This window comes from Pseudomonas sp. CCI3.1 (assembly GCF_034313985.1).
GTDB lineage: Bacteria > Pseudomonadota > Gammaproteobacteria > Pseudomonadales > Pseudomonadaceae > Aquipseudomonas > Aquipseudomonas psychrophila.
This window is the reverse complement of sequence record NZ_JAVIWO010000001.1, coordinates 1,645,160-1,668,063: the sequence shown is the minus strand read 5'-3', so window position 1 is coordinate 1,668,063 and position 22,904 is coordinate 1,645,160. Positions and strand designations below refer to the sequence as shown.

At 55.1% G+C, this 22,904-nt stretch carries 18 protein-coding genes; 8 read left to right on the top strand and 10 right to left on the bottom strand.

Features of this window, described 5'->3' with window-relative positions:
- Window positions 1-308 precede the first annotated feature (308 nt).
- From tig to RGV06_RS07585, 6 genes are all read left to right on the top strand, one after another.
- Window positions 309-1,619, top strand: coding sequence for a trigger factor (tig, locus tag RGV06_RS07610; protein ID WP_046809720.1), 1,311 nt, complete (start codon window positions 309-311; stop codon window positions 1,617-1,619).
- Between the two features lie 90 nt (window positions 1,620-1,709).
- Window positions 1,710-2,351, top strand: coding sequence for an ATP-dependent Clp endopeptidase proteolytic subunit ClpP (gene clpP, locus RGV06_RS07605; RefSeq protein WP_016782312.1), 642 nt, complete (start codon window positions 1,710-1,712; stop codon window positions 2,349-2,351).
- 106 nt (window positions 2,352-2,457) lie between these two features.
- Entirely contained in the window at window positions 2,458-3,741 is a 1,284-nt protein-coding gene (gene clpX, locus RGV06_RS07600) for an ATP-dependent Clp protease ATP-binding subunit ClpX (protein ID WP_046809721.1), read from the top strand.
- Between the two features lie 163 nt (window positions 3,742-3,904).
- Complete coding sequence (gene lon, locus RGV06_RS07595) at window positions 3,905-6,301, top strand: endopeptidase La (RefSeq protein WP_046809722.1); 2,397 nt, start codon at window positions 3,905-3,907, stop codon at window positions 6,299-6,301.
- Window positions 6,302-6,449: 148 nt separating this feature from the next.
- Complete coding sequence (locus tag RGV06_RS07590; RefSeq protein WP_016782315.1) at window positions 6,450-6,722, top strand: HU family DNA-binding protein; 273 nt, start codon at window positions 6,450-6,452, stop codon at window positions 6,720-6,722.
- 229 nt (window positions 6,723-6,951) lie between these two features.
- Entirely contained in the window at window positions 6,952-8,823 is a 1,872-nt protein-coding gene (locus RGV06_RS07585) for a SurA N-terminal domain-containing protein (protein ID WP_322149749.1), read from the top strand.
- An 82-nt stretch (window positions 8,824-8,905) separates the two neighbouring features.
- Here RGV06_RS07585 and RGV06_RS07580 read toward each other — a convergent pair whose 3' ends face one another.
- Together RGV06_RS07580 and RGV06_RS07575 are read right to left on the bottom strand one after the other, a co-directional pair.
- Entirely contained in the window at window positions 8,906-9,253 is a 348-nt protein-coding gene (locus RGV06_RS07580) for an antibiotic biosynthesis monooxygenase family protein (protein ID WP_046809724.1), read from the bottom strand.
- A complete protein-coding gene (locus tag RGV06_RS07575; RefSeq protein ID WP_322149748.1) occupies window positions 9,250-10,410 on the bottom strand; it encodes a cytochrome P450 in 1,161 nt (386 codons plus the stop codon). The genes RGV06_RS07580 and RGV06_RS07575 overlap by 4 nt, the downstream gene beginning before the upstream one ends.
- Window positions 10,411-10,484: 74 nt before the next feature.
- Between RGV06_RS07575 and RGV06_RS07570 the strand changes: the two genes are divergently transcribed.
- Window positions 10,485-11,183, top strand: a complete 699-nt coding sequence (locus RGV06_RS07570; RefSeq protein WP_198821073.1) for an ArsR/SmtB family transcription factor — start codon at window positions 10,485-10,487, stop codon at window positions 11,181-11,183.
- A 76-nt stretch (window positions 11,184-11,259) separates the two neighbouring features.
- On the opposite strand, the gene fabI is transcribed toward RGV06_RS07570, so the two are convergent.
- The 8 genes from fabI to gloB all read right to left on the bottom strand — a co-directional run bounded on the left by fabI (window position 11,260) and on the right by gloB (window position 21,883).
- Window positions 11,260-12,054 (bottom strand): enoyl-ACP reductase FabI, encoded by a 795-nt coding sequence (gene fabI / locus RGV06_RS07565; RefSeq protein WP_016782317.1) that lies wholly within the window; start codon window positions 12,052-12,054, stop codon window positions 11,260-11,262.
- 19 nt (window positions 12,055-12,073) lie between these two features.
- Window positions 12,074-13,684, bottom strand: a complete 1,611-nt coding sequence (locus RGV06_RS07560) for an ABC transporter ATP-binding protein (protein ID WP_048351708.1) — start codon at window positions 13,682-13,684, stop codon at window positions 12,074-12,076.
- 1 nt (window position 13,685) lies between these two features.
- On the bottom strand, window positions 13,686-14,705 hold the full coding sequence (locus RGV06_RS07555) for an ABC transporter permease (RefSeq protein ID WP_046810825.1): 1,020 nt from the start codon (window positions 14,703-14,705) through the stop codon (window positions 13,686-13,688).
- Between the two features lies 1 nt (window position 14,706).
- Window positions 14,707-15,780 (bottom strand): microcin C ABC transporter permease YejB, encoded by a 1,074-nt coding sequence (locus RGV06_RS07550; protein WP_046810826.1) that lies wholly within the window; start codon window positions 15,778-15,780, stop codon window positions 14,707-14,709.
- Complete coding sequence (locus RGV06_RS07545) at window positions 15,781-17,622, bottom strand: extracellular solute-binding protein (RefSeq protein WP_046810827.1); 1,842 nt, start codon at window positions 17,620-17,622, stop codon at window positions 15,781-15,783. It abuts the gene before it with no gap.
- The gene (locus RGV06_RS07540; RefSeq protein ID WP_322151849.1) at window positions 17,619-19,448 is read right to left on the bottom strand and encodes an extracellular solute-binding protein; all 1,830 of its coding nucleotides are present in this window, start codon (window positions 19,446-19,448) and stop codon (window positions 17,619-17,621) included. The genes RGV06_RS07545 and RGV06_RS07540 overlap by 4 nt, the downstream gene beginning before the upstream one ends.
- Before the next feature lie 156 nt (window positions 19,449-19,604).
- Window positions 19,605-21,005, bottom strand: coding sequence for a lytic transglycosylase domain-containing protein (locus RGV06_RS07535; RefSeq protein ID WP_322149744.1), 1,401 nt, complete (start codon window positions 21,003-21,005; stop codon window positions 19,605-19,607).
- A 98-nt stretch (window positions 21,006-21,103) separates the two neighbouring features.
- The gene (gene gloB / locus RGV06_RS07530) at window positions 21,104-21,883 is read right to left on the bottom strand and encodes a hydroxyacylglutathione hydrolase (protein ID WP_322149742.1); all 780 of its coding nucleotides are present in this window, start codon (window positions 21,881-21,883) and stop codon (window positions 21,104-21,106) included.
- Window positions 21,884-22,101: 218 nt separating this feature from the next.
- On the opposite strand from gloB, the gene RGV06_RS07525 reads away from it, so the two are divergent.
- Entirely contained in the window at window positions 22,102-22,860 is a 759-nt protein-coding gene (locus tag RGV06_RS07525; RefSeq protein ID WP_322149740.1) for a methyltransferase domain-containing protein, read from the top strand.
- The last annotated feature ends 44 nt before the right edge of the window (window positions 22,861-22,904 follow it).

The window sequence follows — 22,904 nt, the reverse complement described above, 5'->3', positions numbered from 1 at the left end:
GGGCGGCTCCAAAGGGTGTCCGATATCGCCAGTTACTCAGCAAGGGCTGTGTGTTGTTTGCACCCGGCTTTTGTCGAACTGTGTGGTCGTCTGCGAAAAGTGCCTTCGGTGAAGCATTGGGTCCTGCCTGATGCGCGCTTCTATCTATATAGAAGGCGAAGCAGATGGCCGTATTTACTTAATTTCTGCCGGCTGTTTCCAAGGGTGTTTGCGGTAGGGTGACTTCTTGAGTTTGACCCACTAGAATGCATGCCCTTGATTATGGGGTCGGAAACGGCCGGCTAACGTCTGTGCAACGAGGAATATCCATGCAAGTTTCTGTTGAAAATACTTCCGCTCTTGAGCGTCGCATGACCATTGGCGTGCCAGCTGAGCGTATTGAGGCTGAAGTCAACAAGCGTCTGCAACAGACTGCCCAAAAGGCCAAGATCCCGGGCTTCCGTCCAGGCAAAGTGCCAATGAGCGTGATCCGTCAGCGTTACGAAGCTGATGCGCGTCAAGAAGCTCTGGGTAATGTGATCCAGGCTTCTTTCTACGAAGCAGTGGTTGAGCAGAAGCTAAACCCGGCTGGCGCACCTTCGGTTGAGCCTAAAGTCTTCGAAAAAGGCAAGGATCTGGAATACGTTGCTACTTTCGAAGTGTTCCCTGAATTCGAAGTAACTGGTCTGGACACTATCGCTATCGAGCGCCTGAGCGCCGAAGTGGCTGATGCCGACCTGGACAAAATGCTGGACGTGCTGCGCAAGCAGAACACCCGTTTTGAAGTGACTGACCGTGCTGCCCAGAACGATGATCAACTGAACATCGATTTCGTTGGCAAGGTTGACGGCGAAGTATTCGCTGGTGGTTCCGCCACCGGTACTCAGCTGGTTCTAGGTTCGGGTCGCATGATTCCTGGCTTCGAAGAAGGCCTGGTTGGCGCTAAAGCTGGCGAAGAGCGCGTTCTGAAGCTGACTTTCCCTGCTGACTACCAAAACCTGGACCTGGCCGGCAAAGAAGCTGAGTTCACCGTGACTGTGAACACTGTTTCCGAGCCTAAGCTGCCTGAGCTGAACGAAGAGTTCTTCGCTCAATTCGGTATCAAGGAAACAGGTCTGGAAGGTTTCCGCGCCGAAGTTCGCAAGAACATGGAGCGTGAGCTGCGTCAGGCTATCAAGTCCAAGGTCAAGAATCAGGTAATGGACGGTCTGTTGGCTGCCAACCCGATCGAAGTGCCTAAATCCCTGCTGTCCAACGAAGTTGATCGTCTGCGTGTGCAGGCTGTTCAGCAGTTCGGCGGCAACATCAAGCCTGATCAACTGCCAGCTGAGCTGTTCGAAGAGCAAGCCAGCCGTCGCGTAGTTCTGGGTCTGATCGTGGCTGAAGTGGTCAAGCAGTTCGACCTCAAGCCTGACGAAGATCGCGTTCGCGAAATGATTCAGGAAATGGCTTCCGCCTACCAGGAGCCAGAGCAGGTTGTAGCTTGGTACTACAAAAATGACGCTCAATTGAACGAGGTTCGTTCGGTTGTGCTGGAAGAGCAAGTTGTGGATACTGTTCTGCAGAAGGCTAAGGTGACCGATAAAGCGGTCTCTTACGAAGAAGCTGTCAAGCCGGTGGAAGCTCCACAAGCCGACTGATTTCTGACTCGTTAGAAAACACAACCATAAGCCAGCCTCGAGCTGGCTTATGCGTATCCAGACAAGACTATTTGGGAGTGACTGCCGGACATGTCCCGCAATTCTTATATTCAGCAGAACTCTGATATCCACGCCGCTGGCGGCCTGGTCCCGATGGTTGTCGAGCAGTCCGCCCGTGGCGAGCGCGCCTATGACATCTACTCGCGCCTGCTCAAGGAGCGAATCATCTTCCTCGTCGGTCCTGTAGAAGACTACATGGCCAACCTGGTAGCTGCGCAGCTGCTTTTCCTTGAAGCCGAGAACCCGGACAAGGACATCCATCTTTACATCAACTCCCCAGGTGGTTCAGTGACTGCAGGCATGTCGATCTACGACACCATGCAATTCATCAAACCTGATGTGTCGACCATCTGCATCGGTCAGGCCTGCAGCATGGGTGCCTTCCTGTTGGCCGGTGGCGCACCGGGTAAGCGTCACTGCCTGCCTAACTCGCGCATGATGATTCACCAGCCACTGGGCGGTTTCCAGGGGCAGGCGTCGGATATCGACATTCATGCCAAGGAAATCCTTAACATCCGTCATCGTTTGAACTCGCTACTGGCTCACCACACGGGTCAGACTCTCGAAACCATCGAGCGTGACACTGAGCGTGACAACTTCATGAGCGCCGAGCGTGCAACCGAATACGGTTTGATCGACTCTGTGTTCAGCAAGCGTCAAATGCCCGCTTAAGCAGCTCAAATGTGGGTGGTTGGGTTAACCGACCACCTGCGGGCTTGAAAAAGCCCGCAGTTGCCTTCATCTTGTGTTGCAAGCCTATCGGATTTGGATCGATCGAATGACTGACACCCGCAACGGCGAGGACAACGGCAAATTGCTCTATTGCTCCTTCTGTGGCAAAAGCCAGCATGAAGTGCGCAAATTGATTGCCGGCCCCTCGGTCTTTATCTGCGACGAATGCGTTGACCTGTGCAATGACATCATCCGTGAGGAGGTGCAGGAAGCCCAGGCCGAGAGCAGCGCGCATAAATTACCTTCGCCAAAAGAAATCAGCGGCATCCTTGATCAATACGTTATTGGTCAGGAACGTGCCAAAAAGGTTTTGGCTGTAGCGGTTTACAACCACTACAAGCGCCTTAACCAGCGTGACAAAAAGAACGACGACGTCGAACTCGGCAAGAGCAACATTTTGCTGATCGGCCCAACCGGCTCGGGTAAAACCTTGCTGGCAGAAACCTTGGCTCGTCTGCTGAATGTGCCTTTCACTATTGCTGACGCGACCACGCTGACTGAAGCTGGTTACGTGGGTGAAGACGTTGAGAACATCATTCAGAAGCTGCTGCAGAAATGCGATTACGACGTAGAGAAAGCCCAAATGGGTATTGTCTACATCGATGAAATCGACAAGATTTCGCGCAAATCTGACAACCCTTCGATTACCCGTGATGTTTCCGGTGAAGGTGTCCAGCAGGCCTTGCTCAAGCTAATTGAAGGCACTGTGGCTTCCGTTCCCCCTCAAGGTGGTCGTAAGCACCCACAGCAAGAGTTCTTGCAGGTTGATACCCGCAATATCCTGTTCATCTGTGGTGGTGCATTCTCGGGTCTGGAAAAGGTTGTACAGGCTCGCTCGACTCGTGGCGGCATCGGCTTCAGCGCTGAAGTTCGCAGCAAGGAAGAGGGCAAGAAGGTTGGCGAATCCCTGCGTGAAGTCGAACCTGATGATTTGGTCAAGTTTGGTCTGATCCCGGAATTCGTGGGTCGTCTGCCTGTTCTGGCGACACTTGATGAACTGGACGAAACTGCTTTGATGCAGATTCTGACCGAGCCCAAGAACGCATTGACCAAGCAGTACGCGAAGCTGTTCGAGATGGAAGGTGTTGATCTCGAGTTCCGTGCTGATGCCTTAAAAGCTGTGGCCAAGCGCGCGCTTGAGCGCAAGACTGGCGCCCGTGGCCTGCGTTCGATTCTTGAAGGCGTACTGCTCGACACCATGTACGAAATCCCCTCGCAATCTGAGGTGAGTAAAGTGGTGATCGATGAAAGCGTTATAGAAGGCAAGTCCAAGCCGTTGTTGATTTATGAAAACAACGAAGCGACTGCCAAGGTTGCACCTGACGCGTAAAGGTAATGCTGGGCATTACACATAGCGTGTTAAAAAAGGGGCCTGCGGGCCCCTTTGTTTTTCCTGTTGTTCAACGCTTGTTTTTTTTCAAGACTGCCCCCATCTTGGCTTCAAGCTTACTTCCATCTGATTACGGCCTTATGGCCGCCGTAGAGGCGAAATCATGAAGACAACCATCGAATTGCCTCTCCTGCCATTGCGCGATGTTGTGGTTTATCCGCACATGGTGATCCCACTGTTCGTGGGACGCGAGAAATCGATCGAGGCCCTTGAGGCTGCGATGACGGGCGACAAGCAGATTTTGCTGTTAGCTCAAAAAAACCCTGCTGACGATGATCCGGGCGAAGATGCTCTCTATCGTGTCGGTACCATTGCTACCGTTCTGCAACTGCTCAAGCTTCCGGACGGTACTGTCAAGGTGCTAGTGGAAGGTGAGCAGCGCGGTGCTGTTGAGCATTTCGGCCAGGCAGATGGTTATCTGAGCGCTGAAGTCTCCTTGATTGATGAAGTGGCTGCCCCGGATCGTGAATCCGAGGTTTTTGTTCGCAGCCTGCTCTCGCAGTTTGAACAATATGTGCAGTTGGGCAAAAAGGTCCCGGCTGAGGTTCTGTCATCGCTTAACAGCATTGATGAACCAAGCCGTCTGGTCGATACGATGGCCGCCCACATGGCGCTCAAGATCGAACAGAAGCAGGAGATTCTTGAAATTGTCGACCTTCAGGCCCGGGTTGAGCACGTTCTTGCGTTGCTGGATGCCGAGATCGACTTGCTGCAAGTTGAAAAACGCATCCGTGGCCGTGTCAAAAAGCAGATGGAGCGCAGCCAGCGCGAGTACTACCTGAATGAGCAGATGAAGGCCATTCAAAAAGAGCTGGGTGATGGTGACGAAGGTCACAATGAAATTGAAGAGCTTAAAAAGCGTATCGATGCTGCCGGCTTGCCCAAAGATGCAATGGCCAAGGCTCAGGCTGAGCTGAACAAGCTCAAGCAAATGTCGCCAATGTCTGCTGAAGCCACTGTAGTGCGCTCCTACATCGACTGGCTGGTACAGGTGCCGTGGAAGGCTCAGAGCAAGGTGCGTCTTGACCTGAAGCGCGCTGAAGACATTTTGGACGCAGACCACTACGGTCTGGACGAAGTCAAAGAGCGGATCCTCGAATATCTCGCCGTGCAAAAGCGTGTGAAAAAAATTCGTGGTCCCGTTCTATGTCTGGTGGGTCCTCCAGGTGTAGGTAAAACCTCACTTGCTGAGTCCATCGCCCACGCGACAAACCGTAAATTCGTACGTATGGCCTTGGGTGGTGTGCGTGACGAGGCGGAAATTCGTGGTCATCGCCGTACTTATATCGGTTCGATGCCAGGAAGATTGATTCAAAAGATGACCAAGGTTGGCGTGCGCAACCCTCTGTTCCTGCTCGATGAAATCGACAAGATGGGCAGTGACATGCGCGGCGATCCGGCTTCGGCTTTGCTTGAGGTGCTAGACCCGGAGCAAAACCATAATTTCAACGATCATTACCTCGAAGTCGATTACGACCTGTCCGATGTGATGTTCCTGTGTACGTCCAACTCGATGAATATCCCGCCAGCTTTGCTGGACCGGATGGAAGTCATTCGTCTGCCTGGCTACACCGAAGACGAAAAGATCAACATCGCTGTCAAATATCTGGCCCCGAAACAGATCGAAGCCAACGGTTTGAAGAAAGGCGAGCTGGCGTTCGATAACGAAGCTATCCGCGACATTATTCGTTACTACACTCGTGAAGCCGGTGTGCGGGGCCTGGAGCGTCAAATTGCGAAGATCTGCCGCAAGGCGGTCAAAGAGCATGCAATGGAAAAACGCTTTGCTGTCACTGTGACTCCAGAGCTGCTTGAGCACTTTTTGGGTGTAAGAAAATTCAGCTACGGTTTGGCTGAAGTTCAGGATCAAATTGGTCAAGTGACCGGTCTGGCTTGGACGCAGGTTGGTGGCGAGTTGTTGACTATTGAAGCGGCAGTTGTTCCTGGCAAGGGTCAACTGATCAAAACGGGTTCGCTGGGCGATGTGATGGTTGAGTCGATCACGGCTGCACTTACGGTAGTGCGTAGCCGTGCTAAAAGCCTGGGTATCCCGTTGGATTTCCACGAAAAACGCGATATTCACATTCACATGCCGGAAGGCGCTACGCCTAAAGATGGTCCTAGTGCCGGTGTAGGAATGTGTACGGCTCTTGTCTCTGCATTGACCCTGATTCCGGTACGTGCCGATGTTGCAATGACGGGTGAAATTACCCTTCGTGGTCAGGTGCTGGCGATTGGCGGTCTGAAAGAAAAATTACTTGCAGCTCACCGTGGTGGGATCAAAACTGTAATTATTCCTGAAGAAAACGTACGTGATTTGAAGGAAATTCCTGACAACATCAAACAGGATCTTCAGATTAAACCAGTTAAATGGATTGACGAGGTCCTGCAAATTGCGCTGCAATACGCCCCGGAGCCCTTGCCGGATGTGGCTCCCGAGATTGTTGCCAAGGACGACAAACGAGAGTCTGACTCTAAGGAAAGAATTAGCACGCATTAATACGGATTCGCCTGATGGGCTTTCTTGACGCTTTTTAGAGCCCTTGTTATAAAGCGGCTCTATAAGTGTCCGTAAGTGCTTCAGCAGTCGTTTTGCTTTTACCAAAAAACTTTAGAAACATACTCAGATAGATATAAGGGGACTTAGAGTGAACAAGTCGGAACTGATTGATGCTATCGCTGCATCTGCTGATATCCCGAAAGCTGCAGCTGGCCGTGCGCTGGACGCAGTAATCGAATCCGTCACTGGCGCTCTTAAGGCTGGCGACTCTGTGGTACTGGTTGGTTTTGGTACTTTCTCTGTAACCGATCGTCCTGCTCGTATTGGTCGTAACCCACAGACCGGTAAAACGCTGGAAATTCCTGCTGCTAAAAAACCAGGCTTCAAAGCCGGTAAAGCACTGAAAGAAGCGGTTAACTAAGTTTCTGTAACACTTTTTACCCAACCGGGTCAGGCGCACGCCAGGCTTGGCAGCGGAGCGGTAGTGCAATCGATGGCAACATCGTCTTGTCACGCCGGGGGTCGCGGGTTCGAGCCCGGTCCGCTCCGCCAGTTACGAGAAGGCGCATCCTCGGATGCGCCTTTCTTCTATCCGGACTCTACCCACGCTCCACGGTTGCTCATTATGCAAGACCGTTTCTGGGGGAAGCATGCTGCAAAATATCAGGGACAATTCACAAGGCTGGATTGCCAAGACCATCATCGGTGTCATCGTCGCGTTGATGGCGTTGACCGGTTTCGATGCCATTTTTCAAGCCACCTCTACCAGCCAGGATGCCGCCAAGGTTAACGGTGAAGAAGTCACTCAAGTTGAGCTGAGCCAAGCCGTCGACATGCAACGTCGTCAGCTGCTGCAGCAGTTGGGCAAGGATTTCGACTCTTCGTTGCTGGATGAAAAAATGCTGCGTGAAGCGGCCCTCAAAGGGCTGATCGATCGCAAGCTGTTGCTTCAAGGCGCTAAAGAAGCGAAGTTTTCGTTCTCTGAAGCTGCCCTGGATCAAGTCATCCTGATGACCCCTGAGTTTCAGGAAGATGGCAAATTCAGTCCTGAGCGTTTCGATCAGGTCATTCGTCAACTGGGTTACGGCCGTCTTCAGTTCCGCGACATGCTGGGCCAGGAAATGTTGATTGGTCAGCTGCGTGCCGGTTTGGCAGGTAGCGGTTTTGTGACCGATGAACAGGTGAACGCTTTTGCCCGTCTCGAAAAACAAACCCGTGATTTCGCTTCTCTGAACATCAAGGCCGACCCGGCTGCGGTGAAATTGAGCGATGACGAAATCAAGGCTTACTACGACGAGCACGCCAAAGAGTTCATGACGCCTGATCAGGTCGTAATCGATTACATCGAGTTGAAGAAATCCTCTTTCTTTGACCAGGTAGCCGTTAAAGACGATGAGCTGCAAGCGCTGTATCAAAAAGAAATCGCCAACCTGGCTGAGCAGCGTCGAGCTGCGCATATCCTGATCGAAGTCAACGACAAGGTCAGCGACGAGCAGGCCAAAGCCAAGATCGCCGATATTCAGAAGCGTCTGGCCAAAGGTGAAAGCTTTGAGGCTCTGGCCAAGGAGTTTTCCCAGGATCCGGGTTCGGCCGCCAATGGCGGTGATCTGGGCTTTGCAGGTCAAGGTGTCTACGATCCTGTGTTTGAAACTGCAGTTTATGCATTGAAGCAAGACCAGGTTTCGGAACCGGTGCGGACCACTTTTGGTTATCACCTGATCAAGCTGCTGGGCGTCGAAGCACCTGAAGTGCCGAGCTTTGCCAGCCTGAAAGACAAGCTGACCCATGACTTGAAAACCCAGCAGGTCGAGCGCCGCTTTGTAGATGCGACCAAGCAATTGGAAGACTCTGCGTTTGAAGCCTCCGATTTGGTTCAGCCTGCTCAAGAGCTGAAGCTGACTGTGCATACCTCTGCGCCATTTGGTCGTGAGGGTGGCGAAGGCATAGCAGCCAATCGTGCTGTGATTCAAGCCGCATTCAGTACCGAAGTGATGGATGAAGGTGCGAACAGCACGGCTATCGAACTCGATCCTGAGACCGTAGTTGTGTTGCGCGTCAAGGAGCACCGCAAGCCAGAGCAGTTGCCTCTTGAAGCTGTTGCTTCAAGCATTCGCGCGCAATTGGTGAAAGAACACGCCAGCGCTGCTGCCAAAACCAGAGCTGAAGAAATCATCAAGGAACTGCGCGATGGCAAACTGCCGTTGAACCAGCCAATTGATGGTCAGTCCTGGAAGGTTCAGGAAGCTGTTGCCCGTGGCCAGGAAGGTATTGATCCGGCCGTGTTGCAAGCTGTGTTCCGCATGCCCAAGCCAGCATCTAAGGACAAGCCGACGTTTGGCAGCGTGACCTTGGCTGATGGTGGTGTCATGGTCTTGCGTTTGAATGGTGTTAACGATGCTGTTGCACCGACTGAAGAAGAGAAGGCGTCGTACCGTCGCTTCCTCGCTTCCCGTGTTGGCCAGCAAGACTTTGCTGCCTACCGCAAGCAGTTGGAAAACGAAGCCAAGGTAGAGCGCTACTAGGCGTTTATCCCGCTTCACTAAAAATGGCCGCTCAGTGAGTGGCCATTTTTTATGGGCGGTGATTGGCGATTGTCGTAAGGATTCACTCAGGGTGGGCGTGTTGACTATCGACTGGAGCCTGGGATCGCTGGTCAAGGGTGTAATCGCGCACTACATGGGCGATACGCACGTGATAGTCGTTGAATACCTGTACCCGACCTTCGGATTGGGCCATTCGATGCTGCTCCAGCGTACGCCACTTCTGGATAGCCTCTTCGTCGCGCCAGAATGACAATGACAGCAGTTTTCCCGGTTCGCTCAGGCTTTGGTAACGCTCAATGGAAATAAAACCCTCCAACTCTGCAAGCAGGGGTTTGAGTTCTCCTGCAAGGTTGAGGTAACGCTGGTAGTGCTGGTCGTGCGGCCAGGCTTCAAAAATCACGGCAATCATTGTTCAGGCTCCAAGGGATTGCTCCATGCGGGGATTCGGCCATTGAGCGAAGGGAGGTAACTCCAGCGCAATTGCGGTATCAGTGAGGTAGCCGGTTGTTGCAGCAATGCCAAAATGCTTTGAGCCGCAATAGTCAGCGCTAATTGCTGACCGGGGCACTGATGTCTTGCGTGGCCAAAACTGTAGATTTTTCGATGAGTTCGCCTGAGCAAAAAGCGGTCGGGGTCTGGATTCGAGTGTGGGTCCCTGTTGGCCGAGGCCAGCAACAGCAGAACCGTATCCCCGGCGTGCAAGACGCTATCGCCAATGGTGCATTGCCTGGTCACGAAGCGCCGAGTGTTCTGTACTGGAGAGTCGAAGCGCGCAACCTCTGCAACCAGCTCGTTAATCTGTGTCGGAGTGCGGGTTACCTCCTCGAGCAACCCGGGTTGTTGTTGAAGTGCAACAAGCGTGTTGCCGATCAATCCGGCGCCTGCTTCGCAAGTCTGGGATAGCACACCGATCAGGTTGGCGATCAGTGCATCTTGGTCTTGCCAGTTGCTGGCTGTGCAGGCCCGGCATATATCTGCAAGGAAGTCGCTTTTAGGCTGTTGGCCGTTGAGCAGCGCGTTCAGCATCTGGCTTAACCGGGTGGCGGCATCGTCCGCGCTGCGCAGTTGGCAGGCATTGCTCAATGGCGAAAGGCAAGCGACAAAATCCCTGGTCAGGCTGGCGACGCTGGGTAGCTGGGCGGCTTGAAACCCCATCATGGCTGCGAGCACTGAAACTGGCAGGCTGAACATTAAGCCGTTCAGGCTCTCGGCGCCGAGGTCTGCACGGCCTACAAGGCTGCACACGAGTGTTTCGACGTTCTGTACAGGCACTGCCATCAGAGCAGGCTCGATCGCGGCTCTTGGGCATTGCTGGCGCGCTCCCTCGTTCATGCGCATCAATCTGGCGAATACGTCCCCGGCCGGACCTTGGGCGATGGCTCGCGGAACCGGCTCATGCTCGGGCCGTACCCGGCAATCCGGCTGTTGCAGGATTGCCTCCACTGCTGCAGCTCCGCAGGCGACCCACAGGCCAAGATCAGGATCGAAAAAAAGATCCGTTTTTTCTCGCAAGTGCGAGTAATAAGGGTAGGGGGCGGCGTGTGTAGCAGCCTCGAAGGGAGTCATTAAGAGCGTCCTTGTCAGTAAGAACGGGTAATCTCTCGCATCCACTCTTCCTGCAATTCGCTCAGGAGCGAAATATGGATGTTCCAGGTCATGACTCCGATATCTCCCAGGTTGCGGCGGCCATTGCTGAGCCGGCAAGGACGAGGATGCTCTGCGCGCTGATGGATGGCCATGCGCGCACCAGTACCGAGCTGGCTGTGATTGCGGGGGTGGGAACATCCACGGCCAGTGCGCATTTGGCTCGGCTGAGAGAGGACGGGCTGGTCAAGCTGCATGTGCAGGGGCGGCATCGTTATTACAGCCTGGCCGATGCCCATGTGGCTCGGGCCATTGAAGCCCTGATGGTTATCAGCAAGATAGCCACTCCACGGTTTGTGCCTACGGCACCCGATCGTTTGCAGTTTGCCAGAACCTGTTACGACCACATGGCTGGGACGCTGGCGGTTCGCCTGCATGACTTTTTCATCGAGTCGGCCTGGCTTGTATCGACCGCGTCCAACGACGGCCTGTATCAACTCACGCCTGACGGTGAAAGGGCGATGACGGGGCTTGGTATAAAGATCGATGCGCTGCGGGCGCAGCGTCGTCGCTTTGCCTGCGGGTGCCTGGACTGGAGCATGCGCAGTCCTCATCTGGCTGGCACGCTGGGCGCCGCCTTCCTGCAAATGTCCATTGCCCGCAATTGGGTTGTCCAGGATCTGGACAGTCGAGCACTTGGGTTGACTCCCAATGGGCGAAAGGAATTGGCCACCCGTTTCGGCATCAGTTTTTAAAGGCTGTGCACGAAATGAAAAACGCCCGATGCATTCAATGCATCGGGCGTTTTGAGTAACGGCTACAACGAAGTATTTACTCTTCGAGGCTGCCCATGGCGGTAGTGTTGAAACCACCGTCCACGTACATGATTTCACCGCTGATGCCCGACGCCAGGTCGGAGCACAGGAAGGCGCCGGCATTGCCGACTTCGTCGATGGTGACGTTACGACGCAGAGGAGTCTGTGCTTCGTTGGCCGCCAGCATTTTGCGGAAGTTCTTGATGCCCGAAGCGGCCAGGGTGCGGATCGGACCTGCCGATACGCAGTTAACACGAGTGCCTTCCGGACCGAGGCTGCCAGCCAGGTAACGTACGCCCGCTTCCAGGCTGGCTTTGGCCATACCCATCACGTTGTAGTTAGGCATGGTGCGTTCTGCACCCAGGTAAGACAGGGTCAGCAGGCTGCCGTTGCGGCCTTTCATCATCGGGCGACCGGCTTTTGCCAGGGCTACGAAGCTGTAGGCGCTGATGTCGTGAGCGATGCGGAAGCCTTCACGCGTAGTAGCGTCAGTGAAGTCGCCATCCAGTTGGTCGCCAGGAGCGAAACCTACTGAGTGAACGATGCAGTCCAGACCGTCCCACTTCTTGCTCAGGTCCTCGAATACCTTGGCGATTTCTTCATCGCTGGCAACGTCGCAAGGGAAGCACAGTTCAGGGTTGGAACCCCAGCCTGCTGCGAACTCTTCAACACGACCTTTCAGCTTTTCGTTCTGATAAGTGAAAGCCAGTTCAGCGCCTTCACGATGCATGGCGGCAGCAATGCCAGAAGCGATGGACAATTTGCTAGCGACACCAACGATCAGTACGCGCTTACCGGTGAGAAAACCCATGTGTTGTTCCTCTATCAGGTTAATCGACAGCCACTGGTGCCAAAAAGGCGGCTTCCAGCAGCTGCTGTGTATATGGATGTTGCGGTGAGGCAAAGATACTTTGCGCATCACCCTGTTCGACCACTTGGCCATGCTTGACCACCATCAACTGGTGGCTTAGCGCTTTGACGACAGCCAGGTCATGGCTGATAAACAAATATGTCAGGTTGTGCCTGGTTTGAAGTGAGCGCAGCAGCTCAACGACCTGGCGTTGCACTGTCCGATCCAACGCTGAGGTGGGTTCGTCCAGCAAAATCAACTCCGGCTTCAAAACCAGTGCCCGGGCAATGGCGATTCTTTGCCGTTGTCCGCCCGAAAACTCGTGAGGGTAACGGTGCCGGGTTTCCGGATCCAGACCTACTTCTCGCAAGGCTTCAATAATTGCTATTTCCTGCTCTGCCTCTGTGCCCATGCGGTGGATGCGCAGCCCTTCACCGACAATCTCGCTGACGCTCATGCGCGGGCTGAGACTGCCAAACGGATCCTGGAACACCACCTGCATTTCGCGGCGCAGCGGCCTGACTTCTTTCTGCGACAGACAGTCTAGCCGTTTGCCTTCAAAACTGATCAAACCCTTGCTGGCAATCAGGCGCAAAATGGCCAGGCCCAGCGTCGACTTGCCCGATCCACTTTCACCCACAATGCCCAGTGTCTGTCCCTGCGCCAGGCTGAAGTTGATTCCATCGACTGCTTTCACGTGGTCAACGGTCTTGCGCAACAGCCCTTTTTTGATCGGGAACCATACTTTCAGGTCCTCGACTTCCAGCAATGGCGGGCCGGCAACGGTGTTGGCCGGGCCTCCGCTAGGCTCTGCACTGAGCAGTTCCCGAGTGTATGGATGCTGCGGCGAACGGAACAGCTGCTCGCACGATGCTTGTTCGACGATTAAACCGCGCTGCATGACACATACTCGATGCGCAATTCGTCGAACAAGGTTCAAATCGTGACTGATCAGTAACAGAGACATGCCCAGGCGGGCTTGCAGATCCTTGAGCAGATCAAGAATTTTAAGCTGCACCGTGACGTCCAGCGCCGTGGTGGGCTCATCGGCGATCAGCAACTCGGGTTCATTGGCCAGGGCCATGGCGATCATCACCCGCTGCCTCTGCCCACCCGAGAGCTCGTGAGGCAGAGCCTTGAGACGCTTGTGAGGCTCGGGGATGCCAACCAGGTCCAGAAGCTCCAGCGTACGCTGTGTGGCCGCCTTGCCTGTTAGCCCCTTATGAATGCCTAGCACTTCATTGATTTGTTTTTCAATGCTGTGCAGCGGATTCAATGAAGTCATGGGCTCCTGAAAAATCATTGCAATGCGATTGCCACGAATGTGACGCAGCTTTTTCTCGTCCAGACTCAGTAAATCTTGCCCGCCATAGGTAATGCTGCCGCTTGGATGGCGTGCAAGCGGGTAGGGCAGAAGCCTGAGGATCGAGTGCGCGGTCACTGACTTGCCAGACCCGCTTTCACCGACCAGGGCCAGGGTTTCCCCGCGCTTGATATCAAAATTGATGCCTTGTACCACACGCTGCGGTGTTTCACCGGCGGTGAACTCGACGGAGAGGTCGCGCACTTCGATCAGGTTGTCTTGCGTCATCTCATTTCCTCGGGTCGAAGGCATCGCGAGCGGACTCACCGATAAACACCAGCAGGCTGAGCATAATGGCCAGTACCGCGAATGCACTGATACCCAACCAAGGAGCTTGCAGGTTGGACTTGCCCTGAGCGACCAGTTCACCGAGTGACGGCGCGCCTGGCGGCAGGCCGAAGCCCAAAAAGTCCAGCGCGGTGAGCGTGCCAATGGCTCCGGTCAGGATAAACGGCATAAACGTCATGGTGGAGACCATGGCGTTAGGCAGAATATGGCGGTACATGATGGCCATGTCCTGCATGCCGAGGGCGCGTGCGGCGCGCACATATTCCAGATTTCGCCCACGCAGGAATTCGGCGCGTACGACGTCGACCAGGCTCATCCACGAGAACAGCAGCATGATCCCCAGCAGCCACCAGAAATTGGGCTGCACAAAGCTGGCGAGAATGATCAGCAGATACAACACAGGCAAGCCTGACCAGATTTCCAGAAAGCGCTGGCCGGCAAGGTCCACCCAACCCCCATAAAAGCCTTGGAGTGCTCCGGCGATGACGCCAATGATCGAACTTAAAACGGTCAGGGTCAGCGCGAACAGCACCGAAATCCGAAAGCCGTAAATCACTCGGGCAAGCACATCGCGCCCCTGGTCATCGGTGCCTAGCCAGTTTTCCGCTGACGGCGGCGCAGGAGCGGGGACTTTCAGGTCGTAGTTAATGCTCTGATAGCTGTACGGGATGAGTGGCCACAGCACCCAGGCGTCTTTCTTGGCCAGCAGTTCACGGATATACGGGCTTTTGTAATTGGCTTCGAGGGGGAACTCACCGCCAAAGTCAGTCTCCGGGTAGCGCTTGAGCGCCGGGAAATACAGTTCCCCGTCGTAATTGATCACCAGTGGTTTGTCATTGGCGATCAATTCGGCATTCAGGCTAAGCCCGAACAGCACCAGAAAAATCCACAGCGACCACCAGCCACGCTTGTTGGCTTTGAAGCGCGCAAAGCGGCGTCGATTCAGAGGCGATAATTTCATCTCAATGCTCCCGGCTTTCAAAGTCGATGCGTGGATCAACCAGGGTGTATGAGAGGTCACCGATCAGCTTCACCACCAGCCCGACCAGCGTGAAAATAAACAGGGTGCCGAAGACCACGGGGTAATCGCGATTGATCGCCGCTTCAAAGCTCATCAGGCCCAGGCCGTCGAGGGAGAAAATTACTTCGACCAACAAGGCGCCGGTAAAGAAAATTCCTATGAATGCGGACGGGAAACCCGCGATCACCAGCAGCATGGCATTGCGAAACACATGGCCATAAAGCACGCGATGGTTGGTCAGCCCTTTGGCTTTTGCGGTGACCACGTACTGTTTGTTGATCTCATCCAGGAAGCTGTTTTTAGTCAGCAAGGTCATGGTGGCGAAGTTGCCGATTACCAGCGCGGTGACCGGCAATGCCAGATGCCAGAAGTAATCAAGGATCTTGCCGCCCACACTCAGCTCGTCGAAGTTGTTGGAGGTCAGGCCGCGCAACGGGAACCAGTCAAAATAGCTGCCCCCGGCAAACAGCACGATCAGCAGGATGGCAAACAAAAAGGCGGGGATCGCATAACCGATAATGATCAACGAACTGGTCCAGACGTCGAAATGGCTGCCGTGCCGCGTAGCCTTGGCGATTCCCAGCGGAATCGACACCAGGTACATGATCAGGGTGCTCCATAACCCCAGTGAAATCGAAACCGGCATCTTCTCCTTGATCAGGTCGATGACCTTGGCGTCTCGAAAGAAACTCTCGCCGAAGTCCAGTTGTGCGTAGTTCTTGATCATGATCCACAAACGTTCCGGCGCCGACTTGTCGAAGCCGTACATCTTTTCGATTTCCTTGATCAGCTCCGGGTCCAGCCCTTGCGCGCCGCGATAGTTGGAGCCGGCCACGGACACCTCCGAACCCCCTCCCGCGATACGGCTGGTGGCACCATCAAAACCCTCCAGCTTGGCGATCATCTGTTCAACCGGGCCGCCGGGTGCGGCCTGGATGATGATGAAGTTAATCAGCAGTATCCCGAATAGCGTCGGAATAATAAGCAGCAGTCGCCTGAATATATAAGCCAGCATTTAAGGCTCCTGGCTCGCGCTTGCAGGTTTAATCGGGGTCTCAGTTTTGGCGTCAGGCTTTGCCCACCAGGTCGAGGTGCCAATGTCGTATTTCGGGGTCACTTCGGGGTGGCCGATGTGACTCGAATACGCAACGCGCCAGGTTTTGATGTGCCAGTTCGGAATCACGTAGAAGCCCCACTGCAAGACTCGGTCCAAGGCCCGGGCATGGTTGATCAGGCTTTTTCGGGACTCGGCATTGATCAGGCCCTCCGTCAGTTGATCAATAGCCGGGTCCTTGAGGCCGATAAAGTTACGGCTGCCGGGCTTATCGATACTGAGCGATTCCCAGTATTCCCGCTGTTCGCTACCAGGTGAGCTGGACTGCGGGAAGCTGCCGACGATCATGTCGTAATCGCGCGAGCGCAGACGGTTCAGGTATTGGGAGGTATCGACCCGACGTATCTGCAAGTCGATACCCAGATCGCTCAGGTTGCGTTTGAAAGGCAGGAGGATTCGCTCGAATTCGGTTTGTGCCAGCAGAAATTCGATGGTGACCGGCTTTCCCTGTGCGTCGACCATCTTGTCGTCGACGATACGCCAGCCTGCTTCTTGCAGCAGTTGATAGGCGCGGCGTTGCTGCTCGCGAATCATGCCGCTGGCATCAGTGACGTTAGGCTTGAAGACTTCAGTGAATACCTTGTCCGGAACCTGGCCGCGCAAGGGTTCCAGAATGGCCAGTTCTTCTTCGGTGGGCGGTGCTTTGGCAGCCATTTCTGAGTTTTCGAAATAACTGCCCGTACGTGCATAAGCGCCGCTGAACAGCTGCTTGTTGGCCCACTCGAAGTCAAACAGCAGGCTGATGGCTTCACGAACACGAACATCCTGGAACATGGGTTTGCGCAGGTTGAAGACAAAACCCTGCATGCCTGTCGGGTTGTGGTTGCGGATTTCTTCTTTTTTCAACCGGCCCTGAGTGAAGGCGGGGGCGTTGTAGGCACCGGCCCAGTTCTTGGCGCTGATTTCCAGCCAGTAATCAAATTGCCCGGCCTTGAGGGCTTCGAACGCTACGCTGTTGTCGCGAAAGTAATCGACGGTAATCGTGTCGAAGTTGTACAGGCCCTTGTTGATCGGCAGGTCTTTGCCCCAGTAGTCCTTGTTGCGCTCGTAACGGATTGAGCGCCCGGGCTTGATTTCGGTGATGGTGTAAGGCCCGCTGCCGGGCGGCACTTCCAGGTTGCCCTTGCCGAACTCTCGTGTTTCCCACCAGTGCTTGGGCAAAACCGGGAGCTGGCCAAGTATCAGCGGTAGCTCGCGATTCTTGTTGTGCTTGAAGGTGAACTTCACTTGCAACGGGTTTTCTGCGATCGCCTGGTCGACATCGCTGTAATAGCCCTTGTAAAGCGGTGAACCGTTTTTCATCAGGGTATCGAAGCTGAACACCACGTCTTCGGCACGAATCGGATGACCGTCACTGAATTTTGCCTGGGGGCGCAGGTAAAAGCGCACCCAGCTGTTGTCTGGGGCTTTTTCGATTTTCTCGGCGATGAGGCCGTAGGAAGTGAAGGGCTCATCGAGGGTTTGCCGGGCCAGGGTATCGAAGGTCAGGTCAATGTCGTCGGCCGGAACGCCTTTGTTGATAAAGGGGTTGAGGCTGTCAAAACTGCCCAGCGAGGACTTGCGAAATGTCCCGCCCTTGGGAGCGTCCGGGTTGACGTAATCAACATGCTTGAAATTGGCCGGGTATTTCGGAGGCTCGTCGTAGAGGGTCAACGCATGTTGAGGGGCGGCCAGCGCCATGCAGGCAAAACCGGTCAACAGTAAGCCAGCGAGGGGGTTGAGCAACGTACGCAAAGGCATCATTGTTTTTTCTCCGTAGGCTTAAGCCACCACGCGCTAAGGCCCAGGGTGTAGGGCGGCGTAGTCACAAAGACGAACCGGTTGCGGTACGCCAGGCGGTGATAGTTCAGATACCAGTTAGGAATGATGTAGTGCTGCCATAGCAACACACGGTCAAGGGCTCGCCCGGCCGACAATTGCTCGTCACGGTTCTGGGCGGCCAGCAAGCGTTCGAGCAACTGATCCACGAGCGGGCTGGAAACGCCTGCATAGTTTTTGCTGCCCTTGACGTTCGCCTGGCTGGAGTGGAAGTACTGCCACTGTTCAAGGCCGGGACTCAGGGTCTGGTCAAGGGTCATGAGGATCATGTCGAAGTCGAATTGATCCAGTCGTTGTTTGTATTGCGCGCGATCTACCGTGCGTAGTCGGGCGTCGACGCCGATGCTGGCGAGGTTTTCCACATAAGGCTGCAGGATGCGCTCAAGGTTGGGATTGACCAGCAATATCTCGAAGCGCAGCGGCTTGCCTTCGCTGTTGAGCAAGCGTTGACCGGACAGCTTCCAGCCGCTTTCGGCCAGCAAGCCCAGCGCCTGGCGCATCGTTTCACGGGGGATGCCGCGGCCGTCGGTTTGGGGCAGGGCAAAGGCCTGGCTGAACAGTTCGGGAGGCAGTTGGTTGCGCCACGGTGAAAGCATCAGCCATTCATGCCCTTGGGGAATGCCGCTGGCCGAAAACTCGCTGTTGGGATAAAAACTCGAAGCGCGCTTGTAGGCACCGTTGAACAGTGTGCGGTTGGTCCATTCAAAGTCGAACATCAAGCCCAGGGCCTCACGGACTCTGGTTTGCTCAAAGGTGGCGCGGCGGCTGTTCATGAACAGCCCCTGGGTTTGCGTCGGAATCTGGTGGGCGATTTCAGCCTTAACCACATCTCCCCGACGGACCGCCGGGAAGTTATAGCCATTGGCCCAGTTCTTGGCCTGGTGTTCGATATAGATATCGAATTCGCGTGCTTTGAAGGCTTCGAAGGCGACATCGCTGTCGCGGTAGAACTCCACTTCAACCCGGTCGAAATTATATTTGCCGCGATTGACCGGCAAGTTGGTGCCCCACCAGTTCTTCACATGCTCGAAGACCAGTTGGCGACCCGGAGTGACCTTGGTGATGCGGTATGGCCCGCTGCCCAGCGGTGGTTCAAAGGTGGTGGCTTTAAAATCGCGTTTTGCCCAGTAATGTTGGGGCAGGACTGGCAACTCACCCAGACGCAAAATCAGCAAAGGGTTGTTTGCACGCTTGAACACAAAGCGAATGCGCTTGGGCCCCAGAATGTCGACGCGCTGGACTTCCTGAAGATTGGTCCGGTACTGCGGATGGCCCTCTTTGAGCAACAGGTTGTAAGAGAACGCAACGTCGTAGGCAGTGATCGGTTTGCCATCGTGAAAACGGGCTTCGGGTCGAAGGTTGAATACCACCCAGCTGCGGTCTTCGTTGTACTCCACCGATTGTGCGATCAAGCCATAGCTGGATGTTGGCTCATCGCCGGATGGCGCGTATTGGCCAGTGCCGGCCATCAGGGTTTCGTTGAGCTCGTTGACCCCGTATTGCAAAAAATTTGGCGTCGATACCGGGCTGGTGCCTTTGAAGGTATAGGGGTTTAGCGTGTCGAAGGTGCCGAACGCCATGACCTTCAAGGTCCCGCCTTTGGGCGCGTCAGGGTTTACCCAATCGAAATGGGTGAACGTGGCCGGGTACTTGAGTGTGCCGAACTGCGCATAACCGTGGCTTTCGCTCAAGGATGCGCTTACGGGGAAGCTCAAGGCCAGGCTGATAAATAGCGTGAGGAGGGGACGCATCAAGTCAGAGATCCGATCCAGGCATTGGGCTTAGGTTTCCGTACAGTAACAGCTTGTATCTGTAGGAAAAAGGCCACGCTGGAAAGCACTGCGGGCAAGTTGCGCCCTACTTTTGTGTAGGAATCAACTTGCCCGCAATAGTGCCAGCATTATGCTTTAACGCGGTTTTGAAACTGTCAGCATCTGCCCGGGTTTCAGGGCTTTTACGCTGCTTGGGTTCCAGCGCTTGAGATGTTGCATTTCAACGTTGAAACGCTTGGCAACGATGTACAGCGAGTCGCCTTTTTTGACCTTGTATTGCGTAGGCTTTCTGCCCGTGGACTTGCGGGTGTCCTGCATGACCAGGATCTGACCGGCCTTGAGGTTGTTGCCGCTTAGTTTGTTCCAATGCTGCAGGTCTTTGACATCAACCTTGTTGGCTTTGGCAATCAGGGTCAGGTTGTCGCCACTTTTAACCCGGTACTTGCGGTTAAGCCGTGCCGGTTGATTGCTCGCAATGCTGTCAAACACAGGCTTTTTAGGGCGCAGACTGACGAGTTCTTCGGGCTTGAGGTTGGAAAGGCTGGCGGTCAGCAACTGCGCTTTGGAGGTGGGCACAAGCAGGTGTTGCGGGCCATCGGTTGTGGCGCGCTGCTTGTAAGCCGGATTCAGCTGAAACATCTCGTCTTCGTCGATCTCGGCCAGGGCTGCAACGCGGGACAGATCCATGGACTGCTTGATTTCGACCATTTCGAAGTAGGGTTCGTTGGCGATCGGATTCAGGTTGATGCCATAGGCTTCAGGGGCCAGAACCACTTGGGACAGTGCCAGCAGTTTTGGAACGTAGTCTTTGGTTTCCTGCGGCAGTGGCAGGTTCCAGTAATCGGTCGGCAAGCCGAGTTTTTCATTGCGCTCGATGGCCCGGCTAACAGTACCTTCGCCTGCGTTGTAAGCCGCCAGGGCCAGCAGCCAGTCACCGTTGAACATGTCGTGCAGACGGTTCAGGTAGTTCAGGGCTGCCAGGGTCGAGGCGGTAATGTCACGGCGACCGTCGTAAGCGCGGGTTTGACGCAAATTGAAATAGCGGCCCGTCGAAGGGATAAATTGCCAGAGACCGACCGCATTGGCGTGGGAGTACGCCATTGGGTTGTAGGCGCTTTCGATGGCTGGCAACAGGGCCAGTTCCAGCGGCATGTTGCGCTCTTCGAGGCGTTCGACGATGTAGTGGATGTAAAGACTGCCACGCTCCCCTGCGTTCTCGAGGAATGACGGATTGCTGGCAAACCACAAGCGCTGTTGTTCAATGCGGGGGTTAACGTTCTGGCCGTCCTGCAACTTGAACCCTTGGCGCATCCGCTCCCAGACATCTTGCGGGGCAACGGGGCTAGGTTTTTCGCTGAGCCAGAGCGGCTCTTGAGGGATGCGCTTGGCGATTTTCAGGCTGGCCCGTTCGGTGGTTTGCGCCGAATGATCCATGGATTGGCAGCCCGCAAGAGTGGCGGACACAGCCACCGCGATGGCTTTAACCAAGCGCGTCAATGCGTCTGAATTGATGGAGTAACCTTTAAATGACGACATTGGCTGATGATAGTTTCAGGAAAAAATGTCGGGGGATTCTAGAAAGCAGGGGGGGTGCGGTCAACTGTTGAGAATTTCTGTGCTAACCGCAGCCCGTTTTAGAACGTATCTTTCCAGCTGCGCAGGCTGGCAAAGACAGCACCGGGCGAGTCGTTGTCGAGGGAGTTCCACTCGTCAGCTTTTTCTTTAACAGATGTTTCTTTAACCCTTAAAAAGGGATTTGTGCGTAATTCGAGACCTATGGAGGATGGCAAGCTGATGCGGCCTTCGGCGCGCCATTGGGTGACTTGCGCTACCCGCGCTGCAATATCCGCATTGGTGGGCTCGACCGCCTGGGCGAAGCGCAAATTGCTAAGGGTGTATTCGTGGGTGCAGTACACGCCAGTGAGGGCTGGCAGCGCAGCGAGTCGGCTCAGTGACTGGTGCATTTGTTCAGGGCTGCCCTCGAACAGTCGGCCACAGCCAGCGGCGAAGAGGGTGTCACCGCAGAACAGCAGGGGAGCCGATGGGTCGTCATGATAGAAGGCAATGTGCCCCAGCGTGTGTCCGGGCACTAGCATGACCTTAAATTCAAGGCCCAGCACTTCGATACGGTCGGCGTCGTTAAGCGCCACTTGTCGGGCTGGAATGGTCTCAAGTGCCGGGCCCCAGACCTTCGCGTTAGTGTGCTCATGCAGTTGCGCAACACCGCCCACATGATCGAAGTGGTGATGGGTGATCAATATGTCACTGAGCACCCAGCCCGGGTGCTGCTCCAGCCAGGCCATGACGGGCGCGGCGTCACCCGGATCGACCACGGCGCAGCGTTTGTGAGCGGTGTCTTGCAACAACCATATGTAGTTGTCGCTGAAGGCGGGCAGGGCGTCGATCTGTAACATGGTGCAATTCCCAAGTGCGAAACAATGGCGCATCTTAGGGTCTGTTGATGTTCCATTGCGAGCCGCGTCGCAGGACGACGTTGCGTCCAGCCTGTTCGGTACAACCTGACTGCGCTGCTCGCGCCTCGCCCGGCACCACGTGTGCTATGGTCGCGGCCGCAAAGAAACGTCAGCAAACCTTAAGGCTTGTGATTGGTAGACGGCGAGTTGGAGGAGCGATGACCGATAAAGAATTGGCTCAGGCAGACCCTGAGTGGCTGGCGCTGATCAGTTCAGCGCGTGAATGGCTGTCCGGCCCCCTTGGGCAGTTGTTGCTCGAAGATGAGCAGCGTGTGCTTGAGGATGAGCTGGGACGCTTTTTCGGCGGCTATCTGGTGCATTACGGCCCTGGCGCCGAACCCCCTCCAGAGGCTGCGCAAGTACGCCGCAGTGTGCGTCTTGGAGCCCCCCTGCCGGGTGTTGAGATCATTTGTGAAGAGCAGGCGTGGCCGCTGTGTGAGCACGCAGCGGATGTGGTGGTGTTGCAACATGGCCTGGATTTTTGCCTCTCGCCCCATGGTTTGTTGCGCGAAGCAGCCAGCAGCGTGCGTCCTGGCGGTCATTTGTTGATTGTCGGGATCAACCCCTGGAGCAGTTGGGGCTTGCGCCATGTGTTCGCCAAGGATGCCCTGCGCAAAGCGCGTTGCATTTCACCTTCACGGGTCGCCGACTGGCTGAATCTGCTGGGCTTTGCGCTGGAGAAACGCCGCTTCGGGTGCTATCGTCCGCCGCTTGCATCCAAGGCGTGGCAAAGCCGTTTCTCAGGCTGGGAGCGCAAGGCTGGCAGCTGGCAATTGGCCGGTGGCGGCTTCTATATATTGGTTGCACGCAAAATGGTGGTGGGCTTGCGCCCCGTCAATCCTTTGCGTCGGGAACCGATGGGCAAGCTGATTCCCCTGCAGATGGCCAAGGTCAATCGGCGCCACACTGAACCTTAATTTTTGTTGGGCCGGGTTTGCCCGGCTCAGGCACTGACCATTGC